Origin of the sequence: Microcoleus sp. A2-C3, from assembly GCF_036706065.1 — a bacterium.
Lineage (GTDB): Bacteria > Cyanobacteriota > Cyanobacteriia > Cyanobacteriales > Microcoleaceae > Microcoleus.
This window is the reverse complement of sequence record NZ_JAUBVX010000044.1, coordinates 25,077-37,616: the sequence shown is the minus strand read 5'-3', so window position 1 is coordinate 37,616 and position 12,540 is coordinate 25,077. Positions and strand designations below refer to the sequence as shown.

The window sequence follows — 12,540 nt, the reverse complement described above, 5'->3', positions numbered from 1 at the left end:
TGGAGTCCGCTCTCACGCGGAGGACTTGCATGGGGCGCGCGCGATCGGTTTTTGTTAGGATAATCGAGCGGACATGATATTAGTTAATTTCCCGGAAAAGTAAAAAAATGAATTTTGATTTGCAGCAACTGATTAAAACCTTCGGTTATTTGGGAATTTGGGCTATTGTGTTCGCGGAATCGGGATTGCTGTTCGGTTTTTTTCTGCCGGGAGACAGCTTGCTGTTTGCTGCTGGAATTGTAGCATCTGGGCCCAACTCTCTGAATATTGGGACGCTAATTTTTGGGTGTTTTGTCTGCGCGGTGGCTGGCGATAATGTTGGCTATGCAACCGGACACCGTTGGGGCCGTCGCTTATTTAACAAGGAAGATTCGTGGCTGTTTAAGAAAGAATATTTAGAAAAAACCGAAAACTTCTACGAAAAACACGGTCAAAAAGCAGTTGTATTGGCGAGATTTATGCCAATTGTCCGCACTTTTGCGCCGATAGTGGCGGGAGTGGCGGCAATGAAATACAAAACTTTTATGTTTTACAACCTGATCGGCGGCTTTCTGTGGACGGTGGGGCTAACGCTGCTGGGTTATTATCTGGGAAAGATGATTCCTCCCGATCAAGTTGATAAATATTTACTGCCGATTGTTGGCGTAATAATTGTACTTTCTTTTGTGCCTTCGATTATTCATATAATTCAAGAACGCCGCCCTAAATAGAAGGAAGAAGGAAGAAGGAAGAAGGAAGAAGGAAGAAGGAAGAAGGAAGAAGGAAGAAGGAAGAAGACATACACAGCAAGCTTGATCGCGATCCGTATTTGACGTTTAGTTAGGTGGATTTACTTAATAAAAAAGATTCAGTCCGCCCGCAAGTAAGGTTTGAGACCAAAGTTGAAGATTCCAGATTCATCTGTGGAGTTAATCTAAAATCTAAAATCTCAAATCGACTGACTCTGGCTGTGTGGGTTACTCCCCGGTGCTGATCTCGCAAATTGGTCGATCGCACACAATCAAAATTTAAGATTAGCACCGCCTTTTCGCGATCGACTAAAATCGCAGCACTTGCCCGCAGATAGGTAAATCTGCTAAAACTAACAAGGCTTGATAATTTCTGGGAAATAACATACATGGTAGCTACATCCGTCAAGATTAAACACGAAGTAAAAGACTTGTCCCTCGCCCCGTTGGGAAAGCAACGCATCGAGTGGGCCGGCCGCGAAATGCCAGTATTGCGCCAAATTCAAGAACGCTTCGCTAAAGAAAAGCCCTTCGCAGGCATCCGTATTTCAGCTTGCTGCCACGTAACCACAGAAACAGCCCATTTGGCGATCGCCCTGAAAATGGGCGGTGCAGACGCTGTACTCATCGCTAGCAACCCCTTGAGCACCCAAGATGACGTAGCAGCTTGCTTAGTTGAAGACTACGGCATTTCCGTCTTCGCCCTCAGAGGAGAAGACGCAGCTACCTACGAACGGCACGTTAACACAGCCCTCGACCACCGCCCCAACATTATCATCGACGACGGCAGCGACGTAGTAGCAGCCCTGATTCAGCACCGCCCGAACCAAATTGCCGACTTGATCGGAACCACCGAAGAAACCACCACCGGCATCGTGCGCTTGCGGGCGATGTTGAAAGACGGCGTGCTGACTTTCCCCGCCATGAACGTCAACGACGCAGACACCAAGCACTTCTTCGACAACCGCTACGGCACCGGTCAATCTACCCTAGACGGAATTATCCGCGCTACCAACATTTTGTTAGCCGGCAAAAATATTGTGGTTGCAGGTTACGGTTGGTGCGGCAAAGGCACGGCACTGCGCGCCCGCGGAATGGGCGCTAACGTAATTGTCACCGAAATCGATCCGATTCGGGCGATCGAAGCAGTGATGGACGGTTTCCGCGTCATGCCAATGGACGAAGCAGCAAAAGTCGGCGATATCTTCATCACCGTTACCGGCAACAAACACGTCATTCGTGCCGAACATTTCGACACCATGAAAGACGGCGCAATGGTTTGCAATTCCGGTCACTTTGACATTGAAATCGACCTCAAATCCCTCGGCGCAAAAAGCACCGGCGTAAAAACAGTTCGCTCTTTCACTCAAGAATACCGTCTCAATAATGGCAAGTCGGTTATTGTCTTGGGCGAAGGCCGTTTGATCAACTTGGCAGCAGCCGAAGGACACCCCAGCGCCGTCATGGATATGAGCTTCGCTAACCAAGCTTTAGCCACTGAATATCTAGTCAAAAACAAAGGCAAGTTAGAAGCAGGAATTCATTCAATTCCTGTTGATGTTGACAAGGAAATTGCGCGTCTCAAATTGGAAGCAATGGGAATTCACATTGATACCTTGACAGCCGAGCAAATTGAGTACACCAACTCCTGGACTTCGGGAACTTAATCATAGCTTCTCGTTTATCGTTCCTAGGCAGAGCCTAGGAATGAATAGACGGAGGCTCTGCCTCCCTGGTTCGCAGTCGAGGCAGAGCCTCTATATATGCGTTCCCAGGCAAAGCCTTGGAACGAGCATTCATTCCTTCTTCCTTCTTCTTCCTTCTTCTTCCTTCTTCCTTCTTCCTTCTTTTCACCCTGAGCGAAGCCGAAGGGCCTTCTTCCTTCTTCCTTCTTCCTTCTTCCTTCTTCCTTCTTCCTTCTTCCTTCTTCCTTCTTCCTTCTTCCTTCTTCCTTCTACTGTACCTATTACCAATTATTAAATCAAAATGGTTGAATGGATAACTAACACAATGCAGTCGATGGGCTATCTGGGCATTGGACTGTTGATGTTCTTAGAAAACCTGTTCCCGCCCATCCCCTCAGAATTGATTATGCCCCTGGCAGGATTCACCGCATCCAAGGGCGATATGCAGTTGTCACCGGCGATCGCTGCTGGAGTAATTGGCACAGTTTTAGGAGCGCTTCCCTGGTACTATGCGGGTAAATTATTGAGCGAAGAACGCTTGAGAGATTTAGCCGACAAATACGGCAAATGGATCGCAGTATCCGGCGCCGATATTGACAAAGCAAATAGATGGTTTACCAGACACGGCAACAAAGCCGTATTTTTGTGTCGCCTCGTACCGGGAGTCCGCACCCTGATTTCCCTGCCCGCAGGCATCAACAATATGCCTTTAATTCCCTTTCTGGCATACTCAACAGGCGGGACTATTCTATGGGTAAGTTTTCTAACCTTGGCCGGATATAAACTAGCGGAAAATTATGAACGTGTAGATGAATATCTTGCTCCTGTTTCCAAAATAGTTGTGGTGATTGTTGTCATCGGATTTATTTTGTGGGTTATCAAGAAAAATATGCAGAAGGAAAAATATCGCAAATAAAGATATCCTCAAAATTATCTGCGTTTATCTGTGTTCATGTGCTGTCATCTGCGGTTAAAAAACAATCATCATTGTGACTTGCTTGCACGATGTCCCAAAAAGTAGCATCAAAAGATACACATATAACGGAGAGAAACTTCTGCTATCTTTGCTACTTTTTTTAAATTTAATTTTAAATTTAGTTTTAAATTTACGATCGCCAGATTAGCACAGTGACCGGCAGCCGATCGCTTCTTCCCTCTTCCTTCTTCCTTCTTCCCTCTTCCTTCTTCCTTCTTCCCTCTTCCTTCTTCCTTCTGGTATAATCGTGGCAAAATAGGGAACATTGGTATCCGCACTATTAAGATATGTACGAAAAGATTGTAGCCCCGACCACTGGTTCTAAAATTACCTTCAAAGACGGTTTGCCGATCGTCCCCAACGACCCAATTATCCCCTTCATACGCGGCGACGGTACGGGCGTAGACTTGTGGCCAGCATCGCAGAAAGTCATGGATGCCGCAGTAGAACAGGCTTACGGCGGCCAGCGAAAAATTAACTGGTTCAAGATTTATGTAGGTGACGAAGCCTGCGATGTCTACGGTACTTACCAATATTTGCCCCAAGATTCCCTAGACGCCATCAAAGAGTACGGAGTCGCCATCAAAGGGCCTCTGACAACCCCAATCGGTGGCGGAATTCGATCGCTCAACGTAGCATTGCGGCAAATCTTTGACCTCTACGCCTGCGTGCGGCCCTGCAAATATTACGATGGAACCCCATCATTGCACAAAACTCCCGAACTGCTAGACGTAATTATTTACCGGGAAAATACAGAAGATATTTACCTGGGAATTGAATGGAAGGAAGGCAGCGAAATCGGCCTCAAACTAATTGAATATCTCAATAATGAGTTAATTCCGGCCACACCAGAACACGGCAAAAAACAAATTCGCCTCGATTCAGGAATCGGAATTAAACCAATTAGCAAAAGCGGTTCTCAACGCTTAGTGCGGCGGGCAATGACCCACGCTTTGCGGTTGCCGAAAGAAAAGCAGCAAGTAACATTGGTGCACAAAGGCAACATCATGAAATACACCGAAGGAGCCTTCCGAGATTGGGGTTACGAGTTAGCAACCACCGAATATCGCACTGAGTGTGTGACAGAAAGAGAGTCTTGGATTCTCAGCAACAAAGAACGCAATCCCGACATTAGCTTAGAAGACAATGCCCGCCAAATAGATCCGGGCTACGATGCTTTGACTCCCGAAAAACAAGCCGTAATTTGTAAAGAAGTTGCCGATGTTCTGTCGGCAATTTGGGAAAGTCACGGCAGCGGGCAATGGAAGGAAAAAATCATGGTCAATGACCGCATTGCTGACAGTATTTTCCAACAAATTCAAACTCGACCGGGCGAATATTCGATTTTGGCGACGATGAATTTGAACGGCGATTATTTGTCCGATGCTGCTGCTGCCATTGTCGGCGGATTGGGCATGGGCCCCGGCGCGAATATTGGTGATGAATGTGCTGTTTTTGAGGCAACTCACGGCACTGCACCGAAACACGCTGGTTTGGATAAAGTCAATCCCGGTTCCCTGATTTTGTCGGGAGTGATGATGTTAGAATATATGGGATGGCAGGAAGCCGCAGATTTGATTAAGAAGGGTTTGGGCGCGGCAATTTCTAATGGTGAAGTTACCTACGATTTGGCGAGGTTGATGGAGCCGCCGGTGCCTGAGTTGAAGTGTTCTGAGTTTGCGGAGGCGATTATTCAGCACTTTGCTGATTAGGTTTTAAAGATTTTTTGAACGGGCTAGAAGCCCGTTCCACAAAGAGTGAATTTTATGGTTGGGTGGGTTCGCGTGCCCGCCCAAAAGCATAAAATTACTTGTGGGGTGGGCTCGCGTGCCCGCCACAAAAAAGTCCTATTTTTGTATAGATGGAACAGCCATGCCGCGCTCAACGGCGGGACGCTTCTGCAAGGTTTCTACCCAACGTTTGAGGTGCGGGTGGTTGTCGAGAGTTAATCCTTGAAATTCGTAAATAGCTACCCAGGGATAAGTCGCCATATCGGCGATTGAATATTCGCCGCAGATGTATTCGTGTTTTGCTAGTTGAGTGTCTAATACTCCGTAGATCCGCAAGGTTTCTTTTTCGTAGCGTTGAATTGCATAGGGAATTTGTTCGGGTGCATAGCGTTTGAAGTGGTTGAGTTGACCGAACATGGGCCCGACGCTGGCCATTTGAAACATCAGCCACTCCATAACTTGAAAGTATTTTTCTTTGTCGGTGGGTAGAAATTTGCCGCTTTTTTCTGCTAGATAGATCAGGATGGCGCCGGACTCGAAGACAGTGATGCCGTTATCCCGATCGACTATTGCGGGTATTTTACTGTTGGGGTTGATGGCGATGAATTCTGGGCTAAATTGGTCGTTTTTGCTGATGTCTATGACGTGCACGTTGTAGGGTAAACCTATTTCTTCGAGCATGATCGAGACTTTGCGGCCGTTGGGTGTGGTAAAAGTGTAGAGGTCGATCATAGTTGTGCTGTTGAGAGTTGAGAGTTGACAGTTGAGGACAAGGTTTTTAAGACGGGAATTTATACCCTGTTCTAAAAACTTGGGGAATCCTGGGAGGCCCGGATGGGAAACCCTATTTTTTGGTATGATTATATTATAGTAATTTAAGGCCTATAATTAATAATAATGAATATTCTGGAAATTCTCAAAGATGACTACCGCAGATTTCCTGAAAATCAGAGTTACAACATTTACGCAAAAGATGTTTATTTTGAAGACCCAGTGAATCGATTTACTGGAGTCGAGCGCTACCGAAAAATGATCGGGTTTATGGGGACTTTTTTTCAACAGATTAAACTCGATTTGCACGATATTTCTCAGTCTGGAGATACTATCGAAACTCGCTGGACTCTGAGTTGGATTGCGCCGCTACCTTGGAAACCCAAAATGGCGATCGCCGGTAGGAGCGAACTGAAGGTTAACAGCGACGGTTTAATCGTTTCCCACATCGATTACTGGAACTGTTCGCGGTTGGATGTGCTCAAACAAGTGGTATTTGCGATCGACAAATAACGACCTTTAAGTAGTTTGTAGTGCGCTGTCGGTTGAGCTTGTAGAGTGCGCCGCGCCAGCACCTTAGCGATTACGGCTGATATTTCATGACTGAAGTCCGAACGATCGAACTTTCCGACTCTCAGCAACCGGGTTTCTTAACCCAGATTCAAGGTTTGAACTAAGTTTTTTGGTGAAAAATGCCGTTTCTGGCGATCGGGCTATTGACGTTAGCCGATACTTGTGTTACAAATATACTACATACACGATAGAGCCAAATAAATTTAAACAAAAATGCCCTACGAAAAATTAGAAATATCAACCCCAAAACCAGTATTATCCTGGGCAAATCACGCTTTGGGTGACAAAGAAACCAAGATGGCCGCCAATGTAGCATCTTTGCCATTTGTATTCAAACACGTCGCCCTAATGCCCGACGTACACTTAGGAAAAGGAGCTTTAGTCGGTTCAGTAATTGCCACAAAAGAAGCAATTATTCCTGCTGCTGTGGGCGTGGACATTGGTTGCGGGATAATGGCTGTAAAAATGCCATTTAATGCCAACAAATTAGAAGGAAAACTCAAACAAATTCGCCTCGAAATCGAAGCAGCAATTCCCGTCGGATTTGCTGAAAACAAAGAGGTCGAAAAAACTGTCACCAACTGGCAAGGATGGCGAAATTTCAAGGAACTGCATCAAGGAGTGCAGCACCAAGATAATAAAGCTTTAAAACAGTTAGGTTCCCTCGGCGGCGGCAATCATTTTATTGAGGTTTGCGTTGACACGGAAAACTCGGTTTGGCTGATGCTGCACTCTGGTTCGCGCGGTATCGGCAATCTGCTAGCCCAACAACATATCGAGACTGCTAAAGACTTAGCTAAACTGGCAGAAATTAGTTTGGCGGACAAAGATTTAGCTTATTTTGTGGCAGGTACGCCGGAGTTTGCGGCTTATTGGCACGATTTGCAATGGGCGCAGGATTATGCGAGTTTTAACCGCGATATTATGATGAATCGGTTTAAGAAAATTGTGGAAAAGCATCTCGCTGGTGGCAAAGTTACTAAGCCGCTATTACAGGTGAATTGTCACCACAATTATGCGGAAAAAGAGGTGCATTTTGGTGAGGATGTGTATGTTACTCGCAAGGGTGCTGTGCGCGCGCAAGTTGATGATTACGGCATTATTCCGGGTTCGATGGGGGCGAAGTCTTTTATTGTTAAAGGCAAGGGAAATGTTGAAAGTTACTGTAGTTGCAGTCACGGTGCGGGGCGGTTGATGTCTCGCACTAAAGCGAAGAGTGTATATACTCTGGATGATTTTGTGCGGCAGACTGAGGGGGTTGAGTGTCGTAAAGATGCGGAGTTTTTAGATGAAATTCCGGGCGCTTATAAGTCGATTGAGGAGGTAATGAGTCAGCAGTCGGATTTGGTGGAAGTGGTGGCGACTTTGAAGCAGGTGGTTTGCGTTAAGGGGTGATGGGGAGAGTTTGGCGATCGCCCGTTAGCGAAGCCCTCGCAGAGGATTTAATTTCGGATGATACACTCAGAGGCAGGAGTCGATATAAATTCAGGTTTGAGGAAAATAGGCATGATAAATATTGAATATCTTACCAACAAAGACGGCGAGGCGATCGGAGTAGTGATTCCGATTGATTTATGGCGACAACTGTTACCTACTGGAGAAGTTTCGGAGGAGAATCTGGCGGAAGCAGTAGAAGATTATTGCCTCAACAAAGCGATGAATGAAGCTGTGAATACAACCTTGCTAGGTAGAGCCGAAGCATTAGCTTATCTTGATGAGTAAGGGAAGCTACAAAGGCAAATATTGAACTCGATTAACAAATTCTTCCAACTCACCAAGTTTAGCAATTATTTCCAAGTCGAGGATACAATCACCAATGGAAACGCGAGACTGACGAGCAAAGATAACACCAGAGAAGTTTATACTTTCAGCTTGACGGCGTTTTGCTTCAATCAAAAAATCTTGGTCTTGTGAAAACATAACTCGCCCAAGCTCCATAGCTCGATCGAGTAAAATAGTATCTGGTGTACCAGCACGTCCATCTTCTTGAACAGTTAAAACATCTACATCTCGAAGACGTAAACCAACTGTAATAGCTGAATGAATGTGTTCATCCATATAAAATGCTAGACTCATTTCAATAGCCCTTGAGCGCGTAGTCTAGCAGCAAAAGGAGATTCGCCAGCTTCAATTTCCGCCTGTTTAACATACTCTTCTCGTCGCTTTATTTCTGCATCGAGTTCTGGTTTGCGATCCCAATAATAAGCTAAGGCAGAAAGAATTTGGCTCATAGTCAAGTAGCGATGATTGAGGTGTAATTCTGCGGGGCTCCAACCATAAGCTATCTGAGCTTCGACTAATTCAACGACTTTCATGGTGGTTCCGGCTATGATGGGAACATTGTCTTGATTTAGTTCTATATATTTATACTCGGTCTTTGTAAGTGTCATAGTTCTTGCTTTGTCGATCGGCTCTTAAATAGGATGTCTATTTTATAGTATACCTTGCCGAATCCATGCTAGAACGGCAGCGACTAAATCGGGTTGACTGGGTGAAAAAGTTTGCAGTGGAACATCCTCTGTTTCACATACTATGCAAATCGCGCGATCGAATTTGCTTAAAGCTTTGAGAAATGGAGCGCTAAATCCTGTGGGTGTAGCTGAGAGTGCTGTGGAATCGTAGCAGATTAAAAACAGGGGAATATCGCTTTGGCGGCGCAGGAAATTCCAATATAGTTTGAGTTTTTGCATTGTATCGGGATACCCATTCTGCCACTCTGGACAATTTTGATTTTGCATCTCATCGTAAATTTCTGGGGCGGGGTTTTCGGGTTCTATGAATTGGTGAGTGTCGATGCAAATTAGTTTTACTTTGGTGCATAAATCGGGGTGATTGTTAATGGCTTTGGTAAGGAGTTGGGGTAAGTTTGCTGACTTGAAACTTTGTGCCGAGGGGGTAGAATCGGCGGTATTTTCTGGGACTTCTGGATCGGGTGTGGTGGCGGAATCGTGCCATGCTTGATAAAAAGTGGGGTAAGGGAGGTTTTGGGCGCAGTGCCAGAGGACTGAGTAGTTTTCCCGGATACGATCATCTGGGCAATCTTTTAAGCCTTGAATTACTAAATGTAAAAAAATAGCTTGATTGGAGACTTTTTGACCTAGCAATATTGATGTTAAGCAATCACCAGCTATCTTTTGAATTTCATTGTCTTGGTGAGTACGTAAAATCAAGTTTAAATTAGAAATTATTTGAATAATTTGCGATGCTAATTCTTTTGCTGTTATATCCCCTAAACCTAGGATTTTGATATCATTTAGCAACATATCTATTCCGCTATCTTGAATTTGCTTAATCCTTGCGTCGCTTCTCTTTTCAATGTCAGTAGCATACTGGTACTGTGGGTGGTGAGTTGGGGCTATCTTCAAAAAAGCCTTAGCACTCAACCAGTTATTAGGGAAATAAAATAATTGTATATCAATTTTTTCTATGTGTTTAGCCATGCTTTCTATAATCAAATCTCTGCTTTCAAAAGTAATATCTAAACTATCAAAAACAAGTTGACTAAGAGATTTAATAGCAGTTTCATGAGAAGGATCGAGCTTCATCAAATTAATGAGTTTTTGAATAGCTTTTAATTTTAGATCTCCTGTAGTAATTTTACCCAGGCTACAAGAAGCTATTTCTACACAGCAGATATTGTCAGATGGATCGTCTATTATGCTATTCAAAGCCTGGATGGCATCACAATTACCAGTGCCGATTACTCCTAAAGTTTTGATCGCTTCATGTCGGAAATACGGATACTTACTTTTATCTAGTAATGGCAATATAAATTTCACAGCTTTATGGTAGCCTGCTTCGGGCAGTGCGGCCCTAGCTCCCTCTATAATACTAGAATGACATTGAGCGTCCTGTAAATTTTTAGAGAAATAACCAACTTGTTTATAGAAACAATCAAAACTCCACGTTATAATCTGCTGTGCAATCTCATCAGCAAAGTGACTTCTAAATTCAGTAATTACAGCAGCAGCTAGAAAATAAGCTCGATACCAATAAAATTTACCATTGAATCCATCGTTAAAGTTTATGATTCCCTTAATAAATGCCTCTTTCTCCTCTTTCTCCTCTCTATCTTCTTCCTCTCGACCCAACCATAGCAAAATCACCTCTTTCCACTGTGGCTCGAATATGCGATAGCGCTTGCCATAAACAGGACTATCGATATGAGTGCGGGGTAAGAAAAAATCCCGATTGCCAACAGCTAACGCGGCAAAATATTCTTCAAACGTGGTATGCCAGAAAGCATAAACTGTTTCATCGGGACTTTCTGCCGCCAAACCTACCTTATTCAACCAACCCAATTGTAACGCCAACTTAAACAACCCCTTATCCGGTTTCCCCAATAGCGGACAAATCTCACTGTGCTTAAGTCTAAACCGGGATGCCGTTTGGTCGATCGCCAACTTGGCCAACTCCCCCAACGCCCGATTTAATTGATCCCGCTGAGTAGAATTTGTGGGAAATTCCCGGCTTTTCCACTCATAAAACTTCTCCACAAATCCCTGATAAAGTTTCGCCTTCGTATCCGGCAAACCCCCACGATCGCGCCACAAATTCCAAGTGCTGCACAACAGCGCCAACCGCAGGGGATTTTTCGCCAAATCTTTGATGCGCTCTTTTCCCGGTTCGTCTAATGCCTGTCGTAATTGCTGACCTAAATTTTGCTGTTTGTTGAACCACTTGGCGATAAACTCTTGCACTCTATCCGGCATTGTGCGATCGCCATAGCTAAATTCCAACGTGCGATAAATCTCAAAATTGTCCGCCAGCACGTTGCGGTTTGCTTCCCAGACATTCAGCCGACAAGTCAGCACCACCCGCGCTTGTCCCAACCAACCTTTTAACTGATTAGAAATTGTCCGGAGGGGTTCTTCGCCCTGCACTGGCATTTCATCCACGCCATCCAACAACAACCAAACTTGTTCACTTTTGAACAGTTCACACAGGGCATCTTCCATTTCCGGTGTTATCTGTCTCACTTTTAGAGCTGTTTTTAGCCAAAGTCGCAGTAGATAGTCTTCTAACGTGAACTCCTGCAAATCTGCCAAGGAAATCGAAATCGGTAAAATATCGGTCTTTTCCCCTATCCAAAAAGCGATTGTGCGTAACAGCGTGGTTTTTCCCGCCCCAGGTTCGCCAATAATAGCGATTCGCTTACCGTTGTGCTTACCTTTCCCGTCTTTCAGGATATCCAGTAAAAACTGTTCGTGTTCAAAGCGCTTCTTTTCTTCGTATTCTGGCTCGTACAGGCGCGAACCTTGTTCTGCTTGAGTGTTGTCACCGATCAGATTAGGTTTTTTGCGCTCTACTAATGCTAGGGGTACGTGGATATCATCTATATCAAACCGTTCATCGTCATCTCGCATTAACTGATTGGTGGTTAGCTGTTTCTCAGCTTCCAACATGGCGAGGCAAACATCGCGCCAGTCAACTTGGATAGTTTTGGTGGGAATTGACTTTGCCCCGTTCCCAAAGGACGGATCCAGTCAGAAGTTATTAGTCTGGTTCTCGATATTACCTTGATTGATAACTCCCTTTTCTTGCAACTTCGACCAGTTCAGGTTTTGGATAGATGGTTGTTGGGACTGGAGCTTTTTCATTTCCAATTGGATATATTCGGCAAGTTTGGGATTTGTTGTCGCTGCTGCTAGCAATTGGATTAATATTTGTTTGAATTCGTCATTTCGATCGGCTACTGATTGCACTTCCAGCATTGCTTGACCGTAATCTAAAGGTTGCTCAGGCGCAAGTTCGATCGCACTCGCCGTATCTGGAGACTCGTGTTTGAGCAATGACCAGAATTTTTTAACCGGTTGAATTACCGCATCTCCAAGGTTTTCTCCAATTTTTTCCAAAGCTTTTGTTCCCAGTATGGTTGCGATCGCAGTTCCAGCAGCCGTCAGCGTCAAAGGTTCCATAAATTATAAGTAGGAGTTTTCATAGTTGGTAAATTTATAACATAATTTTTGTATAAATGCAGAGTTGCAAATTTCGGTTGCGATACTGCTGCGGCTAGGCGAGAAGCTAAAACAAACTTTAATTTGATCGCACAACTGTTGATGTAGTCTTAGGCAATT

16 protein-coding genes are annotated in these 12,540 nt (G+C 44.7%); 7 read left to right on the top strand and 9 right to left on the bottom strand.

Annotation, left to right across the window (positions count from 1 at the left end):
- Nucleotides 1–107: 107 nt before the first annotated feature.
- On the top strand, nt 108–710 hold the full coding sequence (locus tag QUB66_RS21810) for a DedA family protein (protein WP_332970553.1): 603 nt from the start codon (nt 108–110) through the stop codon (nt 708–710).
- A gap of 109 nt (nt 711–819) precedes the next feature.
- Here QUB66_RS21810 and QUB66_RS21805 read toward each other — a convergent pair whose 3' ends face one another.
- Complete coding sequence (locus tag QUB66_RS21805) at nt 820–1,119, bottom strand: hypothetical protein (RefSeq protein WP_332970555.1); 300 nt, start codon at nt 1,117–1,119, stop codon at nt 820–822.
- Here QUB66_RS21805 and ahcY point away from each other — a divergent pair.
- Nucleotides 1,118–2,395, top strand: coding sequence for an adenosylhomocysteinase (gene ahcY, locus QUB66_RS21800; RefSeq protein ID WP_332970556.1), 1,278 nt, complete (start codon nt 1,118–1,120; stop codon nt 2,393–2,395). The two genes, QUB66_RS21805 and ahcY, sit on opposite strands and share 2 nt — an antisense overlap.
- Before the next feature lie 34 nt (nt 2,396–2,429).
- Here the strand turns inward: ahcY and QUB66_RS21795 are convergent, their stop codons facing one another.
- Nucleotides 2,430–2,582 (bottom strand): hypothetical protein, encoded by a 153-nt coding sequence (locus QUB66_RS21795; RefSeq protein ID WP_332971273.1) that lies wholly within the window; start codon nt 2,580–2,582, stop codon nt 2,430–2,432.
- Nucleotides 2,579–2,701 carry a hypothetical protein gene (locus QUB66_RS21790; RefSeq protein WP_332971272.1) on the bottom strand — a complete coding sequence of 41 codons (123 nt, stop codon included), beginning with the start codon at nt 2,699–2,701 and terminating at the stop codon, nt 2,579–2,581. Before QUB66_RS21790 ends, QUB66_RS21795 begins: the two co-directional genes overlap by 4 nt.
- Before the next feature lie 13 nt (nt 2,702–2,714).
- Between QUB66_RS21790 and QUB66_RS21785 the strand changes: the two genes are divergently transcribed.
- The gene (locus tag QUB66_RS21785) at nt 2,715–3,329 is read left to right on the top strand and encodes a DedA family protein (RefSeq protein ID WP_332970186.1); all 615 of its coding nucleotides are present in this window, start codon (nt 2,715–2,717) and stop codon (nt 3,327–3,329) included.
- Between the two features lie 107 nt (nt 3,330–3,436).
- On the opposite strand, the gene QUB66_RS21780 is transcribed toward QUB66_RS21785, so the two are convergent.
- The gene (locus QUB66_RS21780) at nt 3,437–3,655 is read right to left on the bottom strand and encodes a hypothetical protein (protein ID WP_332971271.1); all 219 of its coding nucleotides are present in this window, start codon (nt 3,653–3,655) and stop codon (nt 3,437–3,439) included.
- Nucleotides 3,656–3,676: 21 nt separating this feature from the next.
- Between QUB66_RS21780 and QUB66_RS21775 the strand changes: the two genes are divergently transcribed.
- Nucleotides 3,677–5,101: an NADP-dependent isocitrate dehydrogenase gene (locus QUB66_RS21775; protein WP_265236815.1), complete on the top strand. Its 1,425-nt coding sequence runs from the start codon at nt 3,677–3,679 to the stop codon at nt 5,099–5,101.
- A 135-nt stretch (nt 5,102–5,236) separates the two neighbouring features.
- Here the strand turns inward: QUB66_RS21775 and QUB66_RS21770 are convergent, their stop codons facing one another.
- Nucleotides 5,237–5,851 (bottom strand): glutathione S-transferase N-terminal domain-containing protein, encoded by a 615-nt coding sequence (locus tag QUB66_RS21770; protein WP_265236814.1) that lies wholly within the window; start codon nt 5,849–5,851, stop codon nt 5,237–5,239.
- Nucleotides 5,852–6,016: 165 nt separating this feature from the next.
- Between QUB66_RS21770 and QUB66_RS21765 the strand changes: the two genes are divergently transcribed.
- From QUB66_RS21765 to QUB66_RS21755, 3 genes are all read left to right on the top strand, one after another.
- The gene (locus QUB66_RS21765; RefSeq protein ID WP_332970184.1) at nt 6,017–6,403 is read left to right on the top strand and encodes a DUF2358 domain-containing protein; all 387 of its coding nucleotides are present in this window, start codon (nt 6,017–6,019) and stop codon (nt 6,401–6,403) included.
- Nucleotides 6,404–6,676: 273 nt separating this feature from the next.
- Nucleotides 6,677–7,858: an RtcB family protein gene (locus tag QUB66_RS21760; protein ID WP_332970183.1), complete on the top strand. Its 1,182-nt coding sequence runs from the start codon at nt 6,677–6,679 to the stop codon at nt 7,856–7,858.
- Nucleotides 7,859–7,969: 111 nt separating this feature from the next.
- Entirely contained in the window at nt 7,970–8,185 is a 216-nt protein-coding gene (locus tag QUB66_RS21755; RefSeq protein ID WP_332970181.1) for a hypothetical protein, read from the top strand.
- 6 nt (nt 8,186–8,191) lie between these two features.
- On the opposite strand, the gene QUB66_RS21750 is transcribed toward QUB66_RS21755, so the two are convergent.
- The 4 genes from QUB66_RS21750 to QUB66_RS21735 form a co-directional block, all read right to left on the bottom strand.
- On the bottom strand, nt 8,192–8,521 hold the full coding sequence (locus QUB66_RS21750; protein WP_332970180.1) for a DUF5615 family PIN-like protein: 330 nt from the start codon (nt 8,519–8,521) through the stop codon (nt 8,192–8,194).
- Between the two features lie 14 nt (nt 8,522–8,535).
- A complete protein-coding gene (locus QUB66_RS21745) occupies nt 8,536–8,853 on the bottom strand; it encodes a DUF433 domain-containing protein (protein WP_332970179.1) in 318 nt (105 codons plus the stop codon).
- A gap of 42 nt (nt 8,854–8,895) precedes the next feature.
- Nucleotides 8,896–11,868 (bottom strand): NACHT C-terminal alpha/beta 1 domain-containing protein, encoded by a 2,973-nt coding sequence (locus tag QUB66_RS21740; RefSeq protein ID WP_332970178.1) that lies wholly within the window; start codon nt 11,866–11,868, stop codon nt 8,896–8,898.
- Between the two features lie 81 nt (nt 11,869–11,949).
- Nucleotides 11,950–12,381, bottom strand: a complete 432-nt coding sequence (locus QUB66_RS21735) for a hypothetical protein (protein ID WP_332970177.1) — start codon at nt 12,379–12,381, stop codon at nt 11,950–11,952.
- Nucleotides 12,382–12,540: the final 159 nt, after the last annotated feature.

What these genes read in the sequence shown, in the direction of transcription:
- QUB66_RS21810 (WP_332970553.1), top strand. Translation starts at nt 108, where the DNA reads ATGAATTTTGATTTGCAGCAACTGATTAAAACCTTCGGTTATTTGGGA.
- ahcY (WP_332970556.1), top strand. Translation starts at nt 1,118, where the DNA reads ATGGTAGCTACATCCGTCAAGATTAAACACGAAGTAAAAGACTTGTCC.
- QUB66_RS21805 (WP_332970555.1), bottom strand. Translation starts at nt 1,119, where the DNA reads ATGTATGTTATTTCCCAGAAATTATCAAGCCTTGTTAGTTTTAGCAGA.
- QUB66_RS21785 (WP_332970186.1), top strand. Translation starts at nt 2,715, where the DNA reads ATGGTTGAATGGATAACTAACACAATGCAGTCGATGGGCTATCTGGGC.
- QUB66_RS21780 (WP_332971271.1), bottom strand. Translation starts at nt 3,655, where the DNA reads ATGTTCCCTATTTTGCCACGATTATACCAGAAGGAAGAAGGAAGAGGG.
- QUB66_RS21775 (WP_265236815.1), top strand. Translation starts at nt 3,677, where the DNA reads ATGTACGAAAAGATTGTAGCCCCGACCACTGGTTCTAAAATTACCTTC.
- QUB66_RS21770 (WP_265236814.1), bottom strand. Translation starts at nt 5,851, where the DNA reads ATGATCGACCTCTACACTTTTACCACACCCAACGGCCGCAAAGTCTCG.
- QUB66_RS21765 (WP_332970184.1), top strand. Translation starts at nt 6,017, where the DNA reads ATGAATATTCTGGAAATTCTCAAAGATGACTACCGCAGATTTCCTGAA.
- QUB66_RS21760 (WP_332970183.1), top strand. Translation starts at nt 6,677, where the DNA reads ATGCCCTACGAAAAATTAGAAATATCAACCCCAAAACCAGTATTATCC.
- QUB66_RS21755 (WP_332970181.1), top strand. Translation starts at nt 7,970, where the DNA reads ATGATAAATATTGAATATCTTACCAACAAAGACGGCGAGGCGATCGGA.
- QUB66_RS21750 (WP_332970180.1), bottom strand. Translation starts at nt 8,521, where the DNA reads ATGGATGAACACATTCATTCAGCTATTACAGTTGGTTTACGTCTTCGA.
- QUB66_RS21745 (WP_332970179.1), bottom strand. Translation starts at nt 8,853, where the DNA reads ATGACACTTACAAAGACCGAGTATAAATATATAGAACTAAATCAAGAC.
- QUB66_RS21740 (WP_332970178.1), bottom strand. Translation starts at nt 11,868, where the DNA reads ATGTTGGAAGCTGAGAAACAGCTAACCACCAATCAGTTAATGCGAGAT.
- QUB66_RS21735 (WP_332970177.1), bottom strand. Translation starts at nt 12,381, where the DNA reads ATGGAACCTTTGACGCTGACGGCTGCTGGAACTGCGATCGCAACCATA.